General features: G+C 64.5%; 20 protein-coding genes and 1 pseudogene. 4 read left to right on the forward strand and 17 right to left on the reverse strand.

Annotated features, from left to right (window positions below; all coding sequences use genetic code 11):
* From AB0323_RS21390 to AB0323_RS21400, 3 genes and pseudogenes are all read right to left on the reverse strand, one after another.
* A pseudogene (locus AB0323_RS21390) lies at positions 1-656 on the reverse strand (ABC transporter permease); the annotation flags it as partial.
* 64 nt (positions 657-720) lie between these two features.
* On the reverse strand, positions 721-1,719 hold the full coding sequence (locus AB0323_RS21395) for a substrate-binding domain-containing protein (protein ID WP_366179129.1): 999 nt from the start codon (positions 1,717-1,719) through the stop codon (positions 721-723).
* A gap of 171 nt (positions 1,720-1,890) precedes the next feature.
* Positions 1,891-2,553 carry a substrate-binding domain-containing protein gene (locus AB0323_RS21400; protein WP_366179130.1) on the reverse strand — a complete coding sequence of 221 codons (663 nt, stop codon included), beginning with the start codon at positions 2,551-2,553 and terminating at the stop codon, positions 1,891-1,893.
* 114 nt (positions 2,554-2,667) lie between these two features.
* Between AB0323_RS21400 and AB0323_RS21405 the strand changes: the two genes are divergently transcribed.
* Positions 2,668-2,796, forward strand: coding sequence for a hypothetical protein (locus AB0323_RS21405; RefSeq protein WP_366179131.1), 129 nt, complete (start codon positions 2,668-2,670; stop codon positions 2,794-2,796).
* A gap of 65 nt (positions 2,797-2,861) precedes the next feature.
* On the opposite strand, the gene AB0323_RS21410 is transcribed toward AB0323_RS21405, so the two are convergent.
* The 12 genes from AB0323_RS21410 to pcrA all read right to left on the reverse strand — a co-directional run bounded on the left by AB0323_RS21410 (position 2,862) and on the right by pcrA (position 17,565).
* Positions 2,862-3,182, reverse strand: a complete 321-nt coding sequence (locus AB0323_RS21410) for a hypothetical protein (RefSeq protein WP_366179132.1) — start codon at positions 3,180-3,182, stop codon at positions 2,862-2,864.
* Between the two features lie 249 nt (positions 3,183-3,431).
* Positions 3,432-4,304: a sugar phosphate isomerase/epimerase family protein gene (locus AB0323_RS21415; RefSeq protein ID WP_366179133.1), complete on the reverse strand. Its 873-nt coding sequence runs from the start codon at positions 4,302-4,304 to the stop codon at positions 3,432-3,434.
* 8 nt (positions 4,305-4,312) lie between these two features.
* Positions 4,313-5,326 carry a Gfo/Idh/MocA family oxidoreductase gene (locus AB0323_RS21420; RefSeq protein ID WP_366179134.1) on the reverse strand — a complete coding sequence of 338 codons (1,014 nt, stop codon included), beginning with the start codon at positions 5,324-5,326 and terminating at the stop codon, positions 4,313-4,315.
* A gap of 14 nt (positions 5,327-5,340) precedes the next feature.
* Positions 5,341-6,252, reverse strand: a complete 912-nt coding sequence (locus AB0323_RS21425; RefSeq protein ID WP_366179135.1) for a sugar phosphate isomerase/epimerase — start codon at positions 6,250-6,252, stop codon at positions 5,341-5,343.
* A 10-nt stretch (positions 6,253-6,262) separates the two neighbouring features.
* The gene (locus tag AB0323_RS21430; protein WP_366179136.1) at positions 6,263-7,774 is read right to left on the reverse strand and encodes a CoA-acylating methylmalonate-semialdehyde dehydrogenase; all 1,512 of its coding nucleotides are present in this window, start codon (positions 7,772-7,774) and stop codon (positions 6,263-6,265) included.
* A gap of 42 nt (positions 7,775-7,816) precedes the next feature.
* Complete coding sequence (gene iolD, locus AB0323_RS21435) at positions 7,817-9,745, reverse strand: 3D-(3,5/4)-trihydroxycyclohexane-1,2-dione acylhydrolase (decyclizing) (protein WP_366179168.1); 1,929 nt, start codon at positions 9,743-9,745, stop codon at positions 7,817-7,819.
* Between the two features lie 20 nt (positions 9,746-9,765).
* A complete protein-coding gene (locus tag AB0323_RS21440) occupies positions 9,766-10,695 on the reverse strand; it encodes a deoxyribose-phosphate aldolase (protein WP_366179137.1) in 930 nt (309 codons plus the stop codon).
* Positions 10,692-11,723 (reverse strand): 5-dehydro-2-deoxygluconokinase, encoded by a 1,032-nt coding sequence (gene iolC / locus AB0323_RS21445; RefSeq protein ID WP_366179138.1) that lies wholly within the window; start codon positions 11,721-11,723, stop codon positions 10,692-10,694. The genes AB0323_RS21440 and iolC overlap by 4 nt, the downstream gene beginning before the upstream one ends.
* 210 nt (positions 11,724-11,933) lie before the next feature.
* Positions 11,934-12,338 (reverse strand): tautomerase family protein, encoded by a 405-nt coding sequence (locus AB0323_RS21450; protein WP_366179139.1) that lies wholly within the window; start codon positions 12,336-12,338, stop codon positions 11,934-11,936.
* A 318-nt stretch (positions 12,339-12,656) separates the two neighbouring features.
* The gene (gene sucD / locus AB0323_RS21455; RefSeq protein WP_366179140.1) at positions 12,657-13,559 is read right to left on the reverse strand and encodes a succinate--CoA ligase subunit alpha; all 903 of its coding nucleotides are present in this window, start codon (positions 13,557-13,559) and stop codon (positions 12,657-12,659) included.
* A 12-nt stretch (positions 13,560-13,571) separates the two neighbouring features.
* A complete protein-coding gene (sucC, locus tag AB0323_RS21460) occupies positions 13,572-14,741 on the reverse strand; it encodes an ADP-forming succinate--CoA ligase subunit beta (RefSeq protein ID WP_364539201.1) in 1,170 nt (389 codons plus the stop codon).
* A 283-nt stretch (positions 14,742-15,024) separates the two neighbouring features.
* On the reverse strand, positions 15,025-17,565 hold the full coding sequence (pcrA, locus tag AB0323_RS21465) for a DNA helicase PcrA (RefSeq protein ID WP_366179141.1): 2,541 nt from the start codon (positions 17,563-17,565) through the stop codon (positions 15,025-15,027).
* Between the two features lie 174 nt (positions 17,566-17,739).
* Between pcrA and AB0323_RS21470 the strand changes: the two genes are divergently transcribed.
* The 3 genes from AB0323_RS21470 to AB0323_RS21480 are packed head-to-tail and all read left to right on the forward strand — an operon-like array spanning position 17,740 to position 20,719.
* On the forward strand, positions 17,740-18,921 hold the full coding sequence (locus AB0323_RS21470; RefSeq protein ID WP_366179142.1) for an ATP-binding protein: 1,182 nt from the start codon (positions 17,740-17,742) through the stop codon (positions 18,919-18,921).
* A gap of 44 nt (positions 18,922-18,965) precedes the next feature.
* A complete protein-coding gene (locus tag AB0323_RS21475; protein ID WP_366179143.1) occupies positions 18,966-20,078 on the forward strand; it encodes a hypothetical protein in 1,113 nt (370 codons plus the stop codon).
* Positions 20,066-20,719 carry a hypothetical protein gene (locus AB0323_RS21480; RefSeq protein ID WP_366179144.1) on the forward strand — a complete coding sequence of 218 codons (654 nt, stop codon included), beginning with the start codon at positions 20,066-20,068 and terminating at the stop codon, positions 20,717-20,719. The genes AB0323_RS21475 and AB0323_RS21480 overlap by 13 nt, the downstream gene beginning before the upstream one ends.
* A gap of 11 nt (positions 20,720-20,730) precedes the next feature.
* On the opposite strand, the gene AB0323_RS21485 is transcribed toward AB0323_RS21480, so the two are convergent.
* Together AB0323_RS21485 and AB0323_RS21490 are read right to left on the reverse strand one after the other, a co-directional pair.
* Positions 20,731-22,335 (reverse strand): hypothetical protein, encoded by a 1,605-nt coding sequence (locus AB0323_RS21485; RefSeq protein WP_366179145.1) that lies wholly within the window; start codon positions 22,333-22,335, stop codon positions 20,731-20,733.
* Entirely contained in the window at positions 22,328-23,173 is an 846-nt protein-coding gene (locus tag AB0323_RS21490; protein ID WP_366179146.1) for a septum formation family protein, read from the reverse strand. The genes AB0323_RS21485 and AB0323_RS21490 overlap by 8 nt, the downstream gene beginning before the upstream one ends.
* Positions 23,174-23,175: the final 2 nt, after the last annotated feature.

Consider the following 23,175-nt stretch of genomic DNA (forward strand, 5'->3'; position numbering starts at 1 on the left):
TTCGTGCGCAGCAGCACCCAGGAGGCGACCGCGACCAGGATGATCCAGAAGAACACCGTGATCTTCACCTCGACCCCGCCGATGCTGATCGAGGAAGCGAACACCGCGTGGGCCGAATCGAAACCGTCCAGCTTGGAAATCGACGGGGAAGACACCGACCCCCCGATCAGGCGGGTCAGGGCCAGGTTCAGGCCCGTGAGCATCAGGAACGTCGCCAGCGTCACGATGAAGGACGGCAGCTTCGTCTTGACCAGAATCCACCCGTTGATGAAACCGATGCCGAGCGAGACGACGAGGGCCAGCCCAACGCCGACCCAGGCGTTCATGGAGAAATACCAGCTGAACAACGACGCGGTCAGGGCCGAGGAGATCACGGCCACACCCGTGGAGAGGTCGAACTCGCCACCGATCATCAACAACGACACCCCCACCGCCATGATCCCGATCGTCGAGGAACCATACAGGACGGTGGCGAGCGCGTTCGGCTGGGTGAACGTCTGCGACACCGAAGCGAAGAAAATGAAGAGGACGACGGCCCCCACGAGGGCGCCGACTTCGGGCCTCCCCAAAAACTTCTGAACCGGGCTCCGACGTCCGATCCGCTCATCGCCGGGGGCCGAAGCCGGCGCCGGCGGCAGGGTTGCTGTGTTTGCCATAGGAAGAGCTCCTTGTTGCTCAGGCTGCGCGGCGGTCGCCCGCCGCGCAGCCTGAATCCTGGATCTAGCGGACGCCCTGCTGGGCGAATTTGAGGACGTCGGAAGCGTTGGACTTGTCCACGATGGCGGGACCGGTCAGGACGGGCTGGCCGCCACCGAGCTTGAAACCGCCGCGCTTGGCCTGCCAGAGGGAGTCAACGGACATGTAGCCCTGGAGCCACGGCTGCTGGTCCACGGTGAAGATCACGGAACCGTCCACGATCTTCTGGGCAAGGTCCGCGTTCAGGTCGAAGCTGGCAACCTTTGCGGAGCTGCTCGCATCCTTGACCGACTTAAGCAGGGTGAGCGTGAATGGGGCTCCGAGTCCAATGATCACATCAGCATCTTTCGTCGCTTGGAGCTTCGCCGTCGCGGTGGACTGGACCGACGTCATGTCCTGGCCGTTCACATAGAGGATTTCCGTCCCGGGAACCTTTTCCTTCACACCTGCGCACCGTGCTTCAAGGCCGACGTGGCCCTGCTCCTGGATCACACAGATCGGGTGCTTGTACCCATCCTGCGCCAGCTTCGCCCCGACAGTCCGACCAGCGACTTTCTCGTCAGATCCGAAGTAGGTGAAAGCCCCCAGGGCAGCCGAAGCATCAGAGCCGGCATTCAAGCTAACCACCGGGATACCCGCATCCTCTGCCTTCTTGAGGACGTCCTTCATGGCATCGGGCTTAGCCAACGTGACTGCGATCCCGTCGACCTTCTGATCGATGGCCTGCTGCACGAGCTGGGCCTGGCGGCCCGCATCAGCATCGCTAGTGTAAAGGAGTTCGACATTGTCCTTCGCGGACGCTTCCTCCGCACCCTTGCGCACGATGTCCCAGAACGTATCACCCACGACCGCGTGCGTAATGAGCGCCACCTTGATCCGAGGCGTCGAAGCGGCCTGCCCGCCGCCACCGGCGGCGTTGCCGCTGTCAACCGGTTTCCCGCCTTGGCTGGAACAGGCGCTGAGAGCCATCATCGGAACGACGGCCGCCACGAGTGCCGCCTTCCGCCAGGAAAACTTCTTCACGATTTATCTCCTTTGATAGGGGTTGCGGCCCTGCCACTCTGCAGGAGCTCAAAGCCCTCTACACCGATCATGGTGACTGGCCTCACATATGTCAAGACTTTGTCCTGACATTAGGATGTTTTTACGTGAGAGGGTCATATGTTCCCCTGCGAAAACGGTGATATATCGGGGTTACGGGGCCGGCGGGGCCGTGGTACTTCGCACAACCAGGACGGGATCAATCAAGGTGCGCTCGGGCTTGATGGCGGGGTCTTCAATCCTCGCGAGCAGCCTGTGCGCAGCGTCAATGCCGACAAGATCGCTACGGTTGTCGACTGAAGTGATGTCCAAGTACCTCGACTTGGCCAGTGGGGAATTGTCGTAGCCGATCACCGAAATGTCGCCGGGCACGCTCAGCCCGCGCGCCTTAAGCACAGCAAATGCGCCGACGGCCATTGTGTCGTTGGCCGCAAAGATCGCCGTCGTTTCCGGGTGGTGATCCAGCAGCCAGGTAGCTGCGGTGTAGCCATCTTCCTCCCAAGTACCGTCGGACTCCGCGATCAGGAGTTCGACGCCGGCCGCCTGGATTCGCCGGCGGAAACCGGCGCGCCGGTGGGCTGACGCGCCGTCGGACCCTGAGAGATGGCCGATGCGGGTATGACCCAGCCCGAGCAAATGCCCGGCGGCCATGCCGCCCCCGCCGTCGTCGTCGTTGGTGATGAGATCGGCACCGGCCGGCACCCCCTTGCGCCACCCGGCCACGACCGTGGGCACCCACGTCCGGTCGAGCATGGACTCACTCGGTTCCGCCGCGATGACCAGCCCGTCAACATGCATGGCAAGCAGCAACGTCATAGATGGTCGGGCGGCGGGTTTTGGGACTTGTCGCACTCACGGTCCGGAACCTTTCTACTCTGCTATCAAGGGTATGCGCGAAACATTGACAGGACATACTCACATAATTAGGCTTTGAGTCATCAGCGCAGGAATGGCCGGCAAGGCACACGCGGCGGCCGGATCGAAGGTCTCGAGGTAGCGGCAAAGGTCCTGCGCGACGCCGACGCCGCGCTTTCGGCGTCGCTGAACGTGACGGCTTAGCAACGCTCGCTCACACCAGTAAGTCGAGTGGGAGGGCCGGAGGTTCCCGTGCCTCCCACTCGATTTCACACCGGGCGGTCGATTTCCATGAGAGTCAGTGCGCCGATGACGATCATTGCCAGTCCAATCCCTCCGGAACCTACGAAGGTGAATTCTTTACCGCGGGTACCTGGCTTGAGGAGCGTGCTCAGTGAAAGCCCGAGCGCCAAGACCCCAGCGCCTGCTACGGTCATGCTCGCTGAGGCTATTCGAACCGGGTAGCTGTCTGTCCACAGCACAGGCAGCGCAATGGCAAACAGAACAATTAGCATGCCGAGCAATGCCGTAAGTGCCATGATGGGACGGCGCCGTAGCCCACTGATGGAAAAACCGTCCTGTTCGACCATGTGCGGGCATCTCCTCGAGATTCTTCATCGTTCGGATTATTTGCCTTTGGGGGCCACCTACTTGACCGCGACTCTGCCGTGAGGAGGTGAGCGAGCGTCGGTAAAAAAGGCGTCAAAGGTGAGCGAGCGTCCGTCGAAGCAACGCTCGCTCACATATCCGCCTTCAAACAATAACGCTCGCTCACATATCCGGCCTTAAACACCGAAGGGAGGCGCCGAGAAATCGCCGCCTCCCTTCCGCGTCTTCCCCTACTGGACCTTGGCGATGTACTTGCCCATCGTCTCCAGCTGGTAGCGGGACACCTCGTTGGCGTTGTCGTCCTCGGCGAAGACGCTGGACACCATGACGGTGTTGTCCTTGTCCAGGAAGCCGATTTCCTTGAGTCCGCCGAAGAACTCGTCCCAGTTGACGTCGCCGTCGCCGATCTTGAGATGCTGGTGCACGCGGACGGCGTTGCCGGGCGGGTTGGTGATGTAGCGCAGCCCGTGGGAGGCGTGGTGATCCATCGTGTCGGACACGTGGACCAGTCGCAGCTTATCCCCCGCGGCCCGCATGATCTCGAGCGGCTTGTTGCCCATGTGGAACGTGTGCGAGGCAACGTAGACCATGCCGATGTTGGGCGAGTTCACGCCACGGATGACCCGGAGGGCGGCGAGTCCATCCTCGACGAAGTCGTCCGGGTGCGGGTCGATGAGGACGTCCAGGCCTTCGCGCTCGATGATCGGAAGGAGCTCTTCCATGGAGCGGTAGAAGGCCCTTTCGGACTCCTCTGCCTTTTCCGGGCGTCCGCTGAATTCGGTGTTCATGGTCTGCACGCCAAGGTCGACCGTGATCTGGATGGCACGCTTCCAGTAGCGGACAGCCGCCTCGCGGGCGTCTTCGTCCGGTCCGGACCAACGCAGCACAGGAAGCACCGAGGCGATCTCGACGTCGGCATCCTTGCAGGCCTTCTTCAGCTGGCCCACCAGTTCGTCGTCGGCCTTGGGATGGTTGAAGAACGGGATGAAGTCGGCGTGCGGGGTCAGCTGGAGGTATTTGTAGCCGAGATCGGCGGCCAGCCGGGGGAACTCCAGCAGGCTGTGGCTGTGGTGGAACGGGGTCGGGTCAAGGGCAATCCGCATGGCCACTCCTACTTGTACAGCTCAGGCTTGGTGTTCAGCTGTACAGCGACCTTTTCGCCCGACTTCTGGGCTTCAACGCCTGCTTCGCAGCAAGCAGCGGTGGCGTAGCCATCCCAGGCGGTGGGGCCGCCGATTTCGCCGCGGCGGGCGGCGTCCACCCACGCCTGGACCTCGACGTCGTACGCGGCACCGAAGCGCTCTTCGAAACCTGCCGTGACCTTGCCGCCCCAGCGGCCGGCGCTGCGGACGTAAGGACCGCCGTCGCCACCGATGCTGACGATGCCCTCCTCGAAGGACGCCTGGGTGGCGACTTCGTAGCCGAACTTGGCGTTCACATAAATTTCGACGTCGGCCAGGACACCGGATTCGGTCTCGATCAGGACGTGCTGGGGATCATGCTGCCCGTCCGGGGCGTTGCGCGTCGCCTTGCCCAGTCGGACCTGCACGGAGGTGATTTCCTCGCCGGTGAAGAAGCGGATGGCGTCGAATTCGTGGACCACGGAGTCGTTGATGAGCATCTCGTTGGTGAAGCCCGGCGGGGTGGTCGGGTTGCGGTGCTGGTGGTGCAGCATGAGCAGCTCGCCCAGTTCACGGTCGCGGATCACGGAACCCAGGGCGGCGTACTCGGCGTCGAAGCGGCGCATGAAGCCCACCTGGATGCGTTTGTGGCCGAGGGCCGTTTCGGCCTGGACAACCTTCCACGCGCTCTCGGCATCCGGCGTCAGCGGCTTTTCGCAGAGGATCGGAAAGTTCTTCTCGAGCGCCTTGTAAAGGATTTCCTCGTGCAGGAAACCGGGGGTAGCGATCAGCACGGCGTTGACGTCGCCGTTGTTGAGCGCCTCTTCGGCGCTGGCGAGGGCGACGGCGCCGTCGATCCCTGCGATGGCGGCCTGCGCGCGGGCGAGGTCGACGTCGACGACGGCGGCCACCTCGGCGCCGTGGATGCGCGTGCTGAGCCGTTTGATGTGGTCGGCGCCCATGCGGCCCGCTCCGATGACGGCCACGCGGAGAATGTCAGTCAATGTTCTGTCCTTAGTTAGTTGACGGCAGTGCGGGAACCGCACGAGAGCAGGTAGTTGCGGGTGCGCTTGGCGATGGGCATGGGGACGTCGAAGGCCACGGGGTACATGTCCTGTTCCACAATGCCAAAGATCGGGCGGTTGAGTCCTTCGACGGCTTCGATAACTGCACGCAGGTCCGGGAGGCCGTTCGGCGGTTCGGTCATGACGCCGGCCAGGTTGGCTGCCGCCCAGGTCATGTTTTCCTCATTAACCTTCTTCAGGATGTCCGGGTTGATCTGCTTCAAGTGCAGGTACCCGATGCGGTCCGGGTAGTTCTTGATCAGTTCCAGGCTGGACGCTCCGCAGTACTCGGCGTGCCCGGTGTCCAAGCAGAGGTTCAAGTACTGGGGATCGGTCTCGGCGAGCAGGTGCTCGATATCCGCCTGGGCGCCGACGTGGGAATCTGCGTGGGAGTGGAATTGCTGCTTGAGGCCGAAGTCTTCCAGCAGCACCTTGCCCATGCGGTTGTGGCCGGCGAACAGATCATTCCACTGTTCCTGCGACAGCTCCCCGCTCTCCACGGCTTCCCCGGTGACGTCGTCGCGCCACATCGCAGGGATGACCACGATGTGTTCGCCGCCCATGGCGGCCGTGAGCTCGGCTACCTTGCGCGCGGGCTCCCAGGCTTCTTCGTACTGTGCGGCACCGCGGTGGAAGGCCGTGAAGACCGTCCCGGCCGTGACCTTGAGGTCGCGCTGCTTGAGTTCCTCGGCGAGGCGAGCGGGATCGTTGGGCAAGTAGCCGTAGGGGCCAAGTTCGATCCACTTGTAGCCGGACTCGGCCACTTCGTCCAGGAAGCGCTCCCAAGGGGTCTGCTTGGGGTCGTCCGCGAACCAGACGCCCCAGGAGTCCGGGGCTGTGCCGATGATGAGTTTGTTCTCTGTCATTGCGGGCTCCTTAGTTGGAGGGGAAGTTGTAGGAGGCGCCGGAGGCGTGGGTGGGTTCGGGCCAGCGGGAGGTGATGACCTTGCCGCGGGTGTAGAAGGAGACGCCTTCGGGTCCGTAGACGTGCTTGTCGCCGAAGAGCGAGGCTTTCCAGCCGCCGAAGGAGTGGTAGGCCACCGGGACCGGCAGGGGCACGTTGATCCCGACCATGCCCACGGTGACGGCGCGCTGGAACTTGCGGGCGTTCGCGCCGGAGGAGGTGAAGATCGCGGTGCCGTTGCCGTAGGGGTTGGCGTTGATGAGCCTGATGCCTTCGTCTAGGTCCTCGACCCGGACGACGACGAGGACGGGTCCGAAGATTTCCTCGGTGTAGGCGCTCATTCCGGTGTTCACATGGTCGATCACGGTGGGGCCGACCCAGAAGCCGTCCTCATGGCCGGGGACCACGAGGTCGCGGCCGTCCACGACCATGGCCGCGCCGGCGGCTTCGGCTTCGGTGACGATCCGCACGATGCGTTCCTTGGAGGCCGGGGTGATGACCGGCCCCATCTCGGCGTCGGGCTCGGTGCCGTTCTTGACCTTCACGGCCAGGGCGCGTTCCTCGACCTTCTTCACCAGCAGCTCCGCGGCGTCCCCGACGGCGACCGCGACGGAGATGGCCATGCAGCGTTCCCCGGCGGAACCGAACGCGGCCGCGGCCAGGTGGTCGGCGGCGTTGTCCAGGTCGGCGTCGGGCATGATGATCGCGTGGTTCTTCGCCCCGCCCAGGGCCTGGACCCTTTTGCCGTGCCTGGTCGCGGTTTCGTGGACGTACCGGGCGATCGGGGTGGAGCCTACGAAGGAGATGCCGTCCACGTCCGGGTGGGTCAGGAGCCCGTCGACGGTTTCCTTGTCCCCGTGCAGGACCTGGAACACGCCGTCGGGCAGTCCGGCTTGCTTCCACAGCTTCGCCAGCAGCATGGAGGCGGAAGGGTCCCGTTCGGAGGGCTTGAGGATGAACGCGTTGCCCGTGGCGATCGCCATCGGGGCCATCCACAACGGCACCATGACGGGGAAGTTGAACGGGGTGATGCCGGCCACGACGCCCAGCGGCTCGCGGAAGGAGAACACATCGATGCCGGTGGAGACCTGGTCCGAGTAGTCGCCCTTGAGCAGGGTCGGGATGCCGCAGGCGAACTCGATGACCTCCAGGCCGCGGCCGATCTCGCCCTTCGCGTCGGAGATGACCTTGCCGTGCTCGGCGGTGACCAGGGCCGCGAGTTCGTCCACGTGGGAAGCGACGAGCTCGCGGAACGTGAACAGCACCGCGGTGCGCTTGGCCAGGGAAAAATCGCCCCACTTCTCCGCTGCGGCCTTCGCCGCGGAAACGGTGGCGTCCAGATCGGCCCGGTTCGCGAGCCGCAGCGTTGCGGTCACCGCCCCGGTGGCCGGGTTGTAGACCGGCTGGCTGCGGTCGCCTTCGCCGGAAGTTTCAACACCGTTGATGAAATGATTGATGGTGGTCATGGTGGTCGTCGTCGACATGTGCGGACTTCCTTGTCTGTAGCTTGAAGAGAGCTTGAGGGGTCAGCCGAGCAGTTTGCGCTGGCGGTTCTTGTGGTCGGTGTAGGTCTTGTAGGCCTGTTGGGTGGATTCGAGTTCGGAGACCTGCGAGACGGGAACGTCCCACCAGGACTCGGAGCTCGGGGCGTCCAGCAAGGGGTCGGATTCGACGTGGATGACGATCGGCCCCGTCTCTTCCGGTGCCGCTTTCGCGTCGCGGATCGCTTGTTCGAGTTCGGCGATGACTTTCTCGCCCGGTTCGATCCGGATGACCTTCGCGCCGAGGGACTCTGCGTTGAGGGCAAGGTCGATGGGCAGGTGCTCGCCGGCGTCGAAGGAGTGCTGTTCCTTGTCCAGCACGCGGTACTGCGTGCCGAAGCGCTGCGAGCCCAGGGACTCGGAGAGCGAGCCGATGGAGGCGTAGCCGTGGTTCTGGATCAGGACCACGATCAGTTTGATGCGTTCGGCGACGGCGGTGACCAGTTCGGTGTGCATCATCAGGTAGGAGCCGTCCCCCACCATCACGACGACGTCGCGGTCCTTGCCGCCCGCTGCTGCCTCGGCCAATGCGGCGCGCTTGACGCCCAGGCCACCGGGGATTTCGTAGCCCATGCACGAATAGGCATATTCGACGTGGTAGCCGAAGGGATCCCGGACGCGCCACATCTTGTGCAGGTCACCGGGCAAGGAACCGGCGGCGCAGATGACGACGTCCTGCTCGTCCATGGCCCGGTTGGTGGCGCCGATGATCTCGTTCTGCGCAGGCAGCGGGGTGTGGCGGGAGTCGAAGGCCTCGTCCACGATGCCGTCCCAGCGCTTCTTCTCCGCCGCGATCTTCTGCTCCAGGTCCGCGCCTATACGGTAGCCGCCGAGCGCCTGGTTCAGCTTGACGAGGGCCTTGCGGGCGTCGGCGACGATCGGCAGCACGGTGCCGTGCTTGTACGCGTCGATCGCGGCCACGTTGATGTTCACGAACTTCACGTCGGGATTCTGGAAGGCAGTGCGCGACGCCGTCGTGAAGTCCTCGTAACGGGTACCGACGCCGATGATCAGGTCAGCCTCGGCAGCGATGGCGTTCGCCGCCGTCGTGCCCGTGGAGCCGATGGCTCCGAGCGAGAACTGGTGGTCCCACGGAAGGACGCCGACGCCGGCCTGGGTGTTGCCCACCGGGATGCCGGTCAGCTCAGCGAACTTGGCGAGTTCCTCGTTGGCGAAGGCGTAGAGGACGCCGCCGCCCGCGATGATCAATGGCCGCTTCGCGGCACGGATGGCCTCAGCGGCACGGCGGATGTCGTCGTCGTCGGCTTCGGGGCGGCGGATCCGCCACTCACGCTCGGCCAGGAACTCCTCCGGGACATCGAGCGCCTCCGCCTGGACGTCCTGCGGCAGCGAAATGGTCACCGCGCCGGTCTCGGCCGGGTCCGTCAGGACACGCAGGCCGTGGTGGAACGCGGAGAACAACTGCTCCGGCCGGGAGACCCGGTCGAAGAACTTCGAGAGCGGACGGAAGGCGTCGTTGACCGTGATGTCGTAGGCGTAGGGCAGCTCGAGCTGCTGCAGCACCGGGTCCGCCGCGCGGGTGGCGAAGGTGTCGCTCGGCAGCAAGAGGACCGGCAGCCGGTTGGTGGTGGCCAGCGCCGCGCCGGTCAGCAGGTTCGACGAGCCGGGACCGATCGAGGTGCTGATCGCGAACGTCTGGCGGCGGCGCGTATGCCGGGCATAGCCCACGGCCTGGTGGGACTGGGCCTGCTCGTTGCGGCCCTGGTAGTACGGCATGATGCTGGGATCCGCGGCCTGGTACTGCTTGAGGGCCTGGCCCACGCCGGCGACATTGCCGTGTCCGAAGATCCCGAACGTGCCCGGGATCAAGCGCTCCCGGTACTCGCTCCCTCCGACGGTATCAACCGTGTACTGCTTGGACAGGAACTCGACAACCGCTTGGGCGACCGTCATTCTGCGCGTTGCCATTACTCTTACTCCGATACTTTCGCAGGTGTCTTCAGCGGCTCTGTCGTCTTCAAAAGGGAGGCGGCGGTGGCCACGGCCCCGGCAACGTCTCCGTCGGCCGGATACAGAAGCGTCCGTCCCACAGTCAATCCCTGGACTCCCGGCAGTGCAAGCGCTGCCTGCCAGCTGGCAAAGACCTCATCCTGGCCCGCATCCGGATCCCCGCCCAACAAGACAGTGGGCAGCGTAGTGGCGGCCATGACGCGTTCCATCTCCGCCACGACCGGGAGCTTCATCCAGGTGTAGGCGCTCGTGGAACCCAGGCCCTCGGCGATGGCCACGGACTTGATGACGGCGTCCGGGGAAAGATCGTTGCGGACCTTGCCGTTCGCCTCGCGGACGGATAGGAAGGGCTCCACCATGGCGATGAGCTTGCGCGCGGCGAGGGAGTCCACGGCCTTGGCCGTCGCCTCCAGGATCGACGCCGTGTCCGGGTCCCCGAGGCAGATCCGGGTCAGCATCTTCCCGCCATCGGCACCGAGGGCGTCCAGCGCAGCTGCGGTGTGGCCCGTGAAACGGTCGTCGATTTCATTGACCAGCCCGGCGAGGCCGCCGCGGTTCATCGAGCCGAACACGAGCTTGCCCTCGAGGGCGCCGAGCAGGAGCAGATCGTCCATGATGTCCGGCGAGGCCAGGACACCGTCGACGGCGGGATTCGCCAGCGCGATCTGCAGCCGGTCCAAAAGATCCCGGCGGTCGGCCATGGCCACCGGGTCCGAACCGACGCTCAGGGCGCCGCGGGCCGGATGGTCGGCGGCCACGATAAAGTTCTGGGTCCCGTACTTCAGGCCGGGGTGGCGGCGGCGCGCAGCGGCGGCGCGGGCAACGGCGTCGGGATCTTCAAGCCGGATGGCACTGAGGTGCTCGTAACGGCGCGGGTCGTCATTGAGGCTCAACGTGTTGCTCCTTCGGAAACTACTGCGGGGGAAGCTGCTGCTTCGGTGCCGGCGCCGGCCGGGGTCAGGCGGCCGCGCTCGGCGAGCAACGAGGTGACTTCTCCCGGCGTCGGCATCGCGTCGGCGCAGGAGAGACGGGAAGCAACAATCGCGCCCGCGGCATTGGCGTAGTCCAGGATCCGGGCCAAAGGCCAGCCGGAGAGCAGTCCGTGGCAGAAGGCGCCGCCGAAGGAGTCACCTGCCCCCAGTCCGTTGACGGTCTCCACGGGAACCGGAGCCGAGACAACGCGTTCGGTGCGGGTCTTGGCCATGACGCCTTCGGGGCCGAGCTTGACGACGGCGATCTCGACGCCGGCGGCCAGAAGGCGGTCGGCCTGCTCGTCCGGGGTTCCTTCACCGACAGCGACGGCGCATTCCTTGTCATTGCCGATGGCCACCGTGACGTGCGGCAGGATCTTGGCCACCTCAGCCCGGGCCTCGTCCTCGGACGCCCAGAACATGGGGCGGTAGTCCAGATCCAGGATGGTGTATTGGCCCTCGTTCAGGCCGGTGCGCGGCCGGGCCTCGTGGGCCGCGAGGTGGGCGGAACGGCTGGGCTCCTGGCAGAGGCCGGTTACGGTGGACCAGAAGATGCCGGCGTCCTTGATGGCGTCCAGGTCGAGTTCTTCGGCCTTGATCTGCAGGTCCGGTGCCGTGGGGAAACGGCCGTAGAAGTACAAAGGGAAGTCATGCGGGGGCTGGATCGCGCAGAAGGTGGCCGGGGTCTGCAGGCCGGGCACCGGGGTGACGAATGCGTCGTCGACCTTGAACTTGCGCAGCTCGCGGTGCAGGTAGATGCCGAAGGGGTCATCGCCGGTACGGGTAATCACACCGGATCGACGGCCGTGGCGGGCGGCAGCGACGGCCACGTTGGACGGCGAGCCGCCAAGATACTTGCCGAAGGACTGCACGTCCTCCAGTCCCACACCGATGTCGTTCGGGTAGATATCAACGCTGATGCGCCCGATGGTGAGCAGTTCGTGGGTCACGGTGATCGCGGACCTTTCTGTAGTGAACTCTTCTTGCGGGACGGTGAGAGCTCCGGTGCTTTTGCCGGCCCGCAGTGAGCGGGGCCACAACCACTACTTTGCACCAGAATTCATGTCCTGTCAAAGGTTTGTACTGACATATTTACAACGAAACGTAATGGCCTAAACTACGCGGCAGTTCGGGCTTGGATCCGCGCCAGAACGCCGGAATCAGCGTGCGGGAACGGCCAGCTCGCCAGTGACATACTGGGCCCGGCCAAAGCCAAAGGACCAGTCATCGGCACTGTTTTCCACGTACCCCAGGAAAACGTCCTCGCCAGCGATCCCCATCTCACCGAGCCGGGCGGCGATGGCGGCGAACAAGGACTGCTTGGCCTCGCGACTGCGCCCACCCTGGGTGAATATCTGGATCATGACCACGCCGGAACTTCGCTCGAAACCAAGACCGGCGTCCTGCGCGACAATCTGGCCCGCGGGATGCTCGGTGATGATGTGGAAGTAGTCGCGCTCGGGGATGCCGTACTCGGCGAGGATGGCATCGTGGATTCGCTTGCTGAGGTCACCGAGCTGCTCCGGCGTACGGCCTTCGTTGACATCAATGCGGACGAGGGGCATCTGCTCTCCTTTATAGTTTGTCCTGACATACTAACAAATTCTCGATGTGCGCCACAAGACGTCGTGCCCGATGCCCCCTCCAACGCCCGCTCACATATCCGGCCCTAACCGCCAAACGCCCGCTCACAAGATGTGAGCGGGCGTTGGGCCAAAAGCCTTCAGAGGTGAGCGGGCGTTCGTGAAAAGGGCTATATAGGTGAGCGAGCGTGTGTCAAAGCCGAACGCCCGGGTATCCAGCAGTTAAACAACGACGGCGCCCGTCGCCTTCACATGGAAGGTGACGGGCGCCGTCGTGGGCCCTGCTTTGGTGTTTGGGTCCTAGAGGGCTGCGAAGACCTCGCGGAGGAGCTTTGCAGTCTCGGACGGCGTCTTGCCGACCTTCACGCCTGCAGCTTCGAGGGCTTCCTTCTTGGCCTGTGCCGTACCCGCTGAGCCGGAGACGATGGCGCCGGCGTGGCCCATGGTCTTGCCCTCGGGAGCGGTGAAGCCTGCAACGTAGCCGACAACCGGCTTGGTGACGTTGGCCTTGATGAAGTCGGCTGCGCGCTCTTCGGCGTCGCCACCGATTTCGCCGATCATGACGATTGCCTTGGTCTCCGGGTCAGCTTCGAACGCTGCCAGGGCGTCGATGTGGGTGGTGCCGATAACGGGGTCGCCACCGATGCCGATGGCGGTGGAGAAGCCGAGGTCGCGCAGTTCGTACATCATCTGGTAGGTCAAGGTACCGGACTTGGAGACCAAGCCGATGGGGCCCTTGCCCGTGATGTTTGCCGGGGTGATGCCAACCAGGGCTTCGCCCGGGGTGATGATGCCGGGGCAGTTCGGGCCGATGATGCGGGTGATCTGCTTGCCGTCAGCGTCAACCGTGACCTGGGCGAGTGCCCAGAACTCGGCGGAGTCCTGAACCGGCACGCCTTCGGTGATGACAACAACCAGGCCGATGCCTGCTTCGATGGCTTCAACCACGGCGGCCTTGGTGAATGCCGGCGGGACGAAGACGATCGAGACGTCGGCGCCGGTCTCGGCAATGGCTTCCTTGACGGTGCCGAAGACGGTGATTTCCTTGTCGCCGTGGAGCACCGTGGTGCCGGCCTTGCGGGCGTTGACGCCACCGACGATGTTGGTGCCGGCCTTGAGCATCAGGGCGGTGTGCTTGGTGCCTTCGCCGCCGGTGATGCCCTGGACGATGACCTTGGAGTCCTTGTTCAGATAAATAGACATTGTGAGGTCCCTTTACTTAGCTGCGTTGGCGAGCTCGGCGGCCTTGTCGGCGCCCTCGTCCATGGTGGCTGCCAGGGTAACCAGCGGGTGGTTGGCCTCGGCCAGGATGCGGCGGCCCTCTTCGACGTTGTTGCCGTCGAGGCGGACAACCAGCGGCTTGTTGGCGTGGACACCAAGCTCGGCCAGTGCACCGACGATGCCCTTTGCCACAGCGTCACACGCGGTGATGCCACCGAAGACGTTCACGAAAACGCTCTTTACCTGCTCGTCACCCAGGATGACGTCCAGGCCGGCGGCCATGACCTCAGCGGAGGCTCCACCGCCGATGTCAAGGAAGTTGGCGGGCTTGACGTTGCCGTGGTTTTCGCCTGCGTAGGCAACGACGTCGAGGGTGGACATCACAAGACCGGCGCCGTTGCCAATGATGCCAACCGAGCCGTCAAGCTTCACGTAGTTCAGGTCCTGCGCCTTGGCCTTGGCCTCGAGCGGGTCGGCTGCGTCCTTGTCCTCAAGTTGAGCGTGCTTGGGGTGGCGGAAGCCGGCGTTCTCGTCCAGCGAGACCTTGCCGTCAAGGGCAACGATGTCGCCAGCGCCGGTCTTGACCAACGGGTTGACCTCAACAAGGGTTGCGTCTTCCTTCTTGAAGACGTCCCAGAGCTTGAGGATGACGGAAGCAACCTTGGCGCGCAGTTCCTCGGAGAAACCGGCAGCGGCAACGATTTCGTCGGCCTTGGCCTGGTCGATTCCGACTGCGGGATCGATGGCGACCTTGGCGAGTGCCTCGGGGCGCTCAACAGCAAGCTGCTCGATCTCCATGCCACCTTCAACCGAGCACATGGCCAGGTAGTTGCGGTTGGCCCGGTCCAGCAGGACGGAGAAGTAGTATTCCTCGGCAATGTCGGCGCCCTGGGCGATCATGACCTTGTTGACGGTGTGGCCCTTGATGTCCATGCCAAGGATGTTGGTGGCGTGCTCAAGCGCTTCGTCAGCGGACTTTGCGACCTTGACACCGCCGGCCTTGCCACGGCCACCGACCTTTACCTGCGCCTTGACGACGGTCACGCCGCCGATGTTCTCGGCAGCAGCCTTTGCTTCTTCAGGAGTGTGCGCCACGATGCCGGCGAGCACGGGTACACCGTGCGCTTCGAACATATCGCGCGCCTGATATTCAAACAGGTCCACGGTTTAGTGTCCTTCTACGTCGAAGTAGTTTCTGTACAGCCGGAAACCACGGTGACCGCGAAAACCGGCTGCGGATAGGTGCGCATCGAACGGCCGCCAGCAGCCGGTCACATTGCGCAAGTTCCTCTCGAACTTTAGCCCCCCGGGGAGGCCAGCCTGTTCTACAGTACCTGTTAAGTGAGTAAGCACACACTTCTATCGACGGTAGAAAAACCGCTATATGACGCGGTTTTCCGGCGCGTCCGGCGACCGTCATGTTAAGACGACAGGCCACCGGGAGCCTTTAGGAATCCAGTTTGGTCAGCGGCGCGTAACGCAACAGCAGCCGTTTCTCACCGACGTCGAACTTCACCTTCGCCACGGTCTTGTCACCGGCGCCTTCGACGCCGATCACGGTGCCGTTGCCGAAGCTCGTGTGGTTCACTTTGTCCCCCACGACGACGGCGAGCACTTCCTTTTGCGGCTGGACACGGTTGCGTACGACGGCGGCCGGCACGTCGGCGTTGAAGCCCGCCGTAGCGCTGGCGGCAGCCCCGCGCGACGTTCCGGCACCCCAGAAGGATCCGCCGTAACGCCCGGAACCGATGGGGGCGTTGCCCCAGCCGCTGACTTGGCGGGACGTGCCTTCGCGCTTCCACTCCACAAGACCGGTGGGGATTTCCTCGAGGAATTGGCTGGCGGGGTTGTACTGGCTCTGGCCCCACATGCTGCGGACCTCCGAGCGGGTCACATAGAGGCGCTTCCGTGCACGGGTGAGGCCAACATAGGCCAGGCGACGTTCTTCTGCCAGTTCCTTTGGATCCGTTGCGGAACGCTGATGCGGGAACAGCCCGTGTTCCATGCCGGTCAGGAAGACCACCGGAAATTCCAGGCCCTTGGCGGTGTGGAGGGTCATGAGCGTGACCACGCCCATTCGCTTGGCCTCTGCCACGGCGGCGGCTGCGTCCTCGGAGGATCCCTCCGGAGCGTCCGGGATCTGGTCAGCGTCGGCTACGAGGGAGACCTGCTCCAGGAACTCACCGAGTGAGCCCTCGGGGTTGTCTCGCTCGTATTCCCGGACCACCGCGACGAGTTCGGCGAGGTTTTCCACGCGGGATTCGTCTTGCGGATCGGTGCTGGCGCGGAGCCCGGCAAGGTAACCGGTCTGTTCCAGGACGGCCTCCAAGGCTGCCGCGGCCCCGGAACCCGACGCTACTTCGGCCAAGTCATCAAGGAGCTTCACGAAGCCCAGGACCGCATTCACGGAGCGGGTGGCCATGCCGTGAGCCTGGTCCGCCTTGCGCGCTGCAGTCATGAACGACGTCCGTTCGCGTTCGGCGAGCGCCGCCACGGCGCCTTCGGCACGATCGCCGATTCCCCGCTTGGGTTCGTTGAGGACACGACGCAAATTGACGTCGTCGTCCGGGTTCACCAGGACACGAAGGTACGCGAGGGCGTCCTTGATTTCCTTGCGTTCGTAGAAGCGGGTGCCACCCACCACTTTGTACGGCAGGCCGACGCGGACCAGGACGTCTTCAATGGAGCGGGACTGGGCGTTGGTGCGGTAGAAAATGGCGACGTCGCCTGGACGCAGCCCCTCTTCGTCCTGGAGCCGGTCGATTTCCTTGGCGATGAACTGGGCTTCGTCGTGCTCGTTCTCCCCCACGTAGCCGATAATCTTCTCGCCGTCGCCCTCGGCCGTCCAGAGTTTCTTGTCCGGGCGGTTGGGGTTGCGCGAAATAACGGAGTTCGCCGCGCTCAGGATGTTCTGGGTGGAGCGGTAGTTCTGCTCCAACTTGATGGTGCGGGCTTCGGGGTAGTCCTTCTCGAATTCGACGATGTTGCGGATGTCCGCGCCACGGAAGGCGTAGATGGATTGATCGGAGTCGCCGACGACGGTCAGCTCGCTCGCCTGGGGACCCTCGCCGACGATTTCGCGGACCAATGCGTACTGGGCGTGGTTAGTGTCTTGGTATTCGTCCACGAGGACGTGGCGGAATCGGCGGCGGTAGGACTCTGCGAGCGCGGGGAAGGCACGGAACATGTAGACGGTCTGCGCGATGAGGTCGTCGAAGTCCATGGCATTGGCCTGGCGCAAGCGCTGGGTGTAGCCCTTGAAGACCTCGGCCACGGCTTGTTCGAAGGGTTCGTTGTAATTGGCGCTCGACGCGAACTCGTCGTCGTCAATGAGCTCGTTCTTGAGGGCCGAGATCTTGTGCTGGATGGCTTTGGGGGCGAACTTCTTGGGGTCGAGGTCCAGGTTCTTCGCTACGAGCGTGATGAGCCGCAGGGAGTCTGCGGAGTCGTAGATGGAGAAGTTGGATTTCAGCCCCACGTTGGCGGCTTCGCGCCGCAGGATGCGCACGCAGGAGGAGTGGAACGTGGAGATCCACATGGCCTTGGCGCGGGCACCCACCAGGGCCTCGATGCGTTCGCGCATTTCCGCGGCCGCCTTGTTGGTGAAGGTGATGGCTAAGATCTCGCCGTGGCGGGCCCGTCTGGTGGCGATCAGGTACGCAATGCGGTTTGACAGCACGCGGGTTTTGCCCGAACCCGCTCCGGCCACGATCAGCAAGGGGCTGCCGGCATGCTTGACGGCTTCCTCCTGCTGGGGGTTCAATCCTTCGAGCAATGCCTCCGCGGACGGCAAGCCCGGGTGGGGCACAGAGCCACCGGGCACAGAGCCGCCGGGCACAGGGCCGCCGGGCGTCGAGCTGCCGGGCACAGAGCCGCCGGACGCAGGGCCGCTTCCGGCGCGTGAAAGCATGGCCGGAGCGGCCTTGGTGGCAGCTCGGCTTGCAGCTTTGAAGGGGCCATCCGCGTACGGGTCAAACAACATATCCATGGTGTTTACCAGTCTAGGCGGTGGCCCTGACACCGGAGGACCCGCATGATCTTCCGCGGTGTCCGTCAAATACCGGCCCAGACGGGAAATACCGGGGCTGCGAAGTGCTCTCCCAATTATGCTTCTTAGGAGCTACAAGTTCGCTGGCTCGCCGGGCACATCCGAAGGAACGGCATGCGGAGAAAACGAGGGGTTTGGACGACGCACCGCCCCGGTGTGGTGTCGAAATACGGAACCCTCCTGGGATTGTGCATCACCATTGCCTCAAGCTTCTTCCTTGCTGGGGCCAAGCGGCTCGAGCCGTGGGAGTTCGTGGCCGCGTACCTTGTCCTTGCCGCGGTCCTCGCCTGTTTCGCCCTGATGCTCCACACGGATGCGTGGCCGCAGCGGCTGGCGGTTCTGCTAGGGCTGATCCTGCTCGCGGAACTGTTGGGCTCCGAACAACGCGACGAGTTCGATCCAGTTTTCCTCCCTTACGCCCTGGTCCTTTCGGCAAGTTCCGTCCTCGTCCTCTCGATGCGCAAAACCTGGCGCTCGATCCTGTTCACATTCATGGCGTTCCTTCTTGTCCTGGGGTACACGGTGATCTCCGCCTCGGCTGTGGGCGTCCGTCCCGCGAGCGCTTTCATACTGACGGCGACCTGGATTATCACGTTGGCGATGCGGCTTGGCGGACCGAGAGCCTTGGCCCTGTATTGGGGAGATTTCGCCGTGCGCCAGGAGTCCGTGGCAGCACACATCGTGGCTCAGAACCGGCGCAGCTCCGTGGCGTGGAACACGAGGCATTTGCACGACACCGCCCTGCGCACCCTCACCGTGATCGGCCGCCAAGGCGCCGGTCTGTCGTCGAAGGAACTGGGAGAAATGCTCGACGCCGGCACCTCCCCGGGAACGACGGCCCGGCCGCGACCCGCGCTGCCCGGATGGACCGGCGTCGACTTCGGCACTTCGACATCCCCCGAGACACCGGAACCCGGCGGCCTCGCCGACCGGCTGCGCCGGATCGCCGAGAAGCGGGCACGGGATGGCTTCAGCGTGGAGATCCACGGGATGACCGGACCGCTGACCGAACCTGTCCAGGCTGCCTTGCTGGCGGCGGTGGATGAATGCATCCTGAACGCCGACAGGCACGCCGGCGCAGGACATGTGGATGTCCTTCTATCCAGGACCTCGGACCACGTATCAGTGGTGGTCAGCGATTCCGGTTGTGGATTCGACCCTTCGAAACTCCCCGCCGACAGGCTGGGCGTCAAGGAATCCGTACTTGCCCGGATGCGAGATGCCGGTGGACAAGCGCAAGTCTTTTCCGGGCCTGGACGCGGCACGACGATCCTGCTCCAAGCGGTGGCCGCATGACGATGGCGGCTATGTCCCGGACCAGCGTGGAGGGACCCCTTTTCGTGTCCCGTGGAATTTTGGCGACGGCCTGCGTCGTGCTGTGGATCCTCAATTCCTACCTCGCTTTTGAAGCAGGCAGCAAGACGGGCGCTGCCCCATGGCACTTCCTGGCTACCGGCCTCGACTTGTTGGGACTGCTCGTCGCCGTCCAGGCCTCCGATGCCCTTACCCCACGGGGCCGGCTGGCCAATCTGCGTGCCACGTGGCTGGTCCTGGCCGTTGCTTCCGCTGGCTGCTCGGCATTGGCTACCGTGCGGGAACCGGGGCTCGCGCTGATCGGAGCGGATGCCCTGTTCCCCGCCGTCGCGGTCCTCCTGGTGTCCCACCGATGGAATCTTCGTGGATTCCTCACCCTTACGGTCGCGACCGCTGCGATCGACACAGCCGTCTATGCCGTCACTCCCGGAGCCGACCCGCGGGCGCCGTCGAACATCTTCTTCCTTTCGCTCCTGCCCGGTGTGGTCGGAACGGTGAGCGTGCTGCTGCGCAGGGACGCCATCCAGCGGAAAGGGGCGCGCGGCCTGAGCGGACGGCTCGACGCCCTGACGCGGGCCATCGACGCCAAAACGTCGGCCCGGGAGCTTGAGCTCGCGATCACCAAGACCCGGATCGAAGAATTGTTTGCCAAGGTGGCGCAGGCACCGTCCGTGCCTTTGGACCCCGCGGTGGCCCGGGAAGCGAGGGAGCTTGCGGGTCACTTGCGGCAGTTGTTGCTCGAGGAAGGGTCCGACAATTGGCTCGCAGAGGCATTGGAACTGGAGGGCCTGGCAGGCACTGTCCTTATTGCCCAGCCCACTGACGTGGTGGAAGAGCTGCCGGAGAGCTCACGCCCGGCCATCCTGGCTGCCACCATGCTGATGGCAGCGGGCGCTACGTTGCGGGGCACGCACCGCGGCGGCGCCGCTCCACGGCCAAGGGAGGCACACCGCATCCACTTCTTTGCCCAGAAGTCCGGTCAGAACGGTGCACGCCTGACGTGGCGCATTGGCGGAGTCCGCAAGAAACAGCTCTCACCCCTGTTGTGGACCGAGCTGGATTCGCTGGGCCGCGCCAACGCGAGCAATGACCGGGAAGGCTGCAGCATCGTGGTTGACACAGTGGGGTGGCGACGTTGACCTCCGTCCTGCTCATCGACCGGCACCAGCTCTTGATCGACTCGTTGTCGCAGTGGCTTCTCATGAATGCTCCGGAAATCCGTGTCCTGGCTGGTACCTCTTCCTGGTCTCACGACGGCATACCCCAAGGTGACGCGGCCGCCAAGGCCGATGTCGCCGTCGTCGGCGAACTTCACGGAAGCGAAGCTGCGAATCTTGCCGGTATCGTCTCCTCGCTGCGGGAGTCGGGGATGCAGGTGGTCCTTCTGGCGGACCAGCAGCCTGTGATGGTCATCAACTCAGCCCTCGACGCCGGCGCGCTGGCTGTTGTGCCCAAGTCCGCCGATCCTGGCCATACCGCGGCCGCGATCCGCGCTGCGGCATCCGGCCGGCGATACCTTCATCCGGAGATCACGGGCATGCTTGAGTCAACAGCCAGCACCAGGGTCGGGTTGTCAGTCAGGGAACGGCGGCTGGTGGAGCTGTACCTTGGACCCATGCCTCGAAGCATCAGGGAGGTGGCGGACCTTTTGGCGATCAGCGAGCAGACAGTCAAGTCCCACCTGTACAGGGTCCGGCAACGCTACGCGGCCGCGGGCTTCAACGTGGGAAACATCATCAGCTTCCAGGAACAACTTCGAAAAGACGGCTGGCTGGGCTAAACGACGTGCGGCTATGTGTGCGGCCGGGTCGATTTCGACGCAAGAATGCTCACCAAAGCCACCAAGAGCGGAACGCACAACGCGGACATGAACCCGGCCACAATCATCTGGCGGTGGATGTCCGGCTGCCCCTCCAAAATGAGGACAAACCAGAACTGCGCCCAGCAGCCAAGGACCATCACCACGGCAAGGCGTCCTATTCCGGACTTCCTTCGCGCGGCCACGGCGAAGCCCAAGAGAAGCGTCAACAGGTGGAGGCCAGGCAACGCAACCGGAGCCGCTTTCGTCGCCGTGTACAGGCCCAGGACCACAGGCAGCCGGCGTTCCTTGGCGGCGGGACCTTGGCCCGAATCCGCCATGTACGATCCCGCGTCACTGAGTTCGGGCGTGAGCAGGGCGCTGATCCCCCGCTCCCCCATGCCGATCAGGCGTTCCGGATGGGTGGCAAAGAACGCGGCGATCCTGCCGCGGTTGATCTGTTCCCCAAACTGCGGGTAATGCGGGTTGTACACCGCCGAATTGATGGAGTCCATGGTGCTTCCCGAGGCCGTCACGAAACTCCGGTCCAGCCCCAGCCACGTCAAATCCGTGACGGGATCCGGGCTGCTGGGCAGGATCGACGCGAAGACGGTGTTGTAGAGATTCACTTCCGTAGCGCGCTTCGGCTCTACCGCGATGAATGCCACGGCAACCCCCGCAATGGCGGCCACGGCTGCCGCGGGCATCACGAACGCCTGGCGCCGACGAAGCGCGGAGCTCGCCCGCCGTCGGGCGCCCGAAGGCAACCACAGGAGCGCCAGGGCAACCACCGGCAACCAGGACAACATCTGCGGCATGGCTGTGACCGTGAACGCGGCTGCGAGGACCACCAGCAACAGCGATGCCCAGCGCGGCCTTCCGCCGTTCCAGTAGCGAAGCAACGCCACCGCCAAGGCAAGAACGCCCAGGAAGGCAGCGGGCTCGCTGTAGGGCGACACGAAGAAGTCCGCAAAAACCCCGTCCGCCGTGACCAGCGTGACGAGCGCGGCGATCAGTACCCGGAACGGTGTCCGGCCCGGCAACGCCGCCACGAGTCCGGCGATGAGGGCGCCGAAGACAACACAGCAAACCATCCCCACCGCACGGGTATCCAGGCCAGATCCCCAAGCAAGGACCGGCGTGAGCCATTTGCCCAGCCACAAGAGCAGTAATTGTGAGGAATAGACGGGCTCTCCGGATCCAGTGAAGCCGCAGGCCTCACCGTAGTACTGGTGCGGCACCCAGCTCGGATGGACGAAATTCGTGAAGTCCGTATCGCCCCACGGTCTGAGGTTCCGGATGCCCAGCGAACAAAGCAGTTGGTGACCGGCCCCTTGCTCGGCCATGCCCACGGTTTGGGGCACGAACAAGCGGAAGATCATGACGAGCGAGGCAAGAGTGCCGGACAACACGGCAATGCCGCGCAGGCGGGGTGGCCGCGGCGCGCCCGGCCCCACCTCGCCCGGCCCGAACGTCCTTGCCAGGTAGGCGGCCGCCGAGCGCAGCGGGCCCGCGGTCCCGCTTTTCCGGCGGAGGGGTTCCGGGGCGAATCCCGTGGACCGCTCGGATTCCGGGACATCCGGCCGTGCGTCAATCACGCTTCTGCCCTCGCGCCGGCGCGAGCGTACCTGTGAAGGTGCCTGGACTGGACTGCACATTGGACGGCAAGACATTGGACGGCAAGACATTGGACTGCAAGGGGGCGACGGCGCACCGCACCGTGTGCGCGCCGTTCACCGTCCGGATGATCGGACGCTGCGTGATCCCGGCCGGGAGGGCGTCAACGCCGAGGAACTGCAAGGCATAGGGCAGGCAGCGCGCGGTTCGCGCCGCGGGAGTGGCCACGCTGCTCTCCAGGTTGAACCACGCGCTGATGTCCTCCGCGGTGTGGGGCTCGGTACAGGGAACGTCGACGCCGGCGTCGCTGAACCGGCCGTCCGCGAGTTCCTGTCGGTAGCAGAGCCGCAAGGCAGCCGCATCAGGGCCCGCCAGCACGTCCTTGAAATCCAAAGTGGTGGTCCGGGGAGTGCCGTCGTCCGCGGCCAGGAGCACATCGCAACGTAGGGCCCGGGCGCCGCGTTCCCAGTCGGCCCGGCTTGGAGCGTACCCGGCGATAGCCAGCCCGGTTGTACCGTCCCGCTCTCCGGCGCCGAGATACCTCCGGAGCGAGGTGACATCGCACAAGCGCGCGGTGAGGGCTTTGAGCTCCTGTTGTCCCGGCCTTGTTCCCTGCCCAGACAAAGGAGCAGGAACCTGCGTGACCTTGTAGGTCTGGGCTGTGTGCGGCTCAGCGCAGGCAACCGGCGGGCCCGGTTCGCTGACGGCGCCGAATTGTTCCGGGGAGACAATCAAATGGCACTCGCCCACTGTCGGGTTGCCGGTGGGCGCTCCGGGAAGGGTTTGGTTGCATCCACTCAGGACCCCTGCGATGATCAACG

Source organism: Arthrobacter sp. NPDC080031 (assembly GCF_040702485.1).
In the GTDB taxonomy this organism is placed as follows: domain Bacteria; phylum Actinomycetota; class Actinomycetes; order Actinomycetales; family Micrococcaceae; genus Arthrobacter.

What these genes read in the sequence shown, in the direction of transcription:
- AB0323_RS21400 (WP_366179130.1), bottom strand. Translation starts at nt 2,553, where the DNA reads ATGACGTTGCTGCTTGCCATGCATGTTGACGGGCTGGTCATCGCGGCG.
- AB0323_RS21410 (WP_366179132.1), bottom strand. Translation starts at nt 3,182, where the DNA reads ATGGTCGAACAGGACGGTTTTTCCATCAGTGGGCTACGGCGCCGTCCC.
- AB0323_RS21415 (WP_366179133.1), bottom strand. Translation starts at nt 4,304, where the DNA reads ATGCGGATTGCCCTTGACCCGACCCCGTTCCACCACAGCCACAGCCTG.
- AB0323_RS21425 (WP_366179135.1), bottom strand. Translation starts at nt 6,252, where the DNA reads ATGACAGAGAACAAACTCATCATCGGCACAGCCCCGGACTCCTGGGGC.
- AB0323_RS21430 (WP_366179136.1), bottom strand. Translation starts at nt 7,774, where the DNA reads ATGTCGACGACGACCACCATGACCACCATCAATCATTTCATCAACGGT.
- iolD (WP_366179168.1), bottom strand. Translation starts at nt 9,745, where the DNA reads ATGACGGTCGCCCAAGCGGTTGTCGAGTTCCTGTCCAAGCAGTACACG.
- AB0323_RS21450 (WP_366179139.1), bottom strand. Translation starts at nt 12,338, where the DNA reads ATGCCCCTCGTCCGCATTGATGTCAACGAAGGCCGTACGCCGGAGCAG.
- sucD (WP_366179140.1), bottom strand. Translation starts at nt 13,559, where the DNA reads ATGTCTATTTATCTGAACAAGGACTCCAAGGTCATCGTCCAGGGCATC.
- pcrA (WP_366179141.1), bottom strand. Translation starts at nt 17,565, where the DNA reads ATGGATATGTTGTTTGACCCGTACGCGGATGGCCCCTTCAAAGCTGCA.
- AB0323_RS21470 (WP_366179142.1), top strand. Translation starts at nt 17,740, where the DNA reads ATGCGGAGAAAACGAGGGGTTTGGACGACGCACCGCCCCGGTGTGGTG.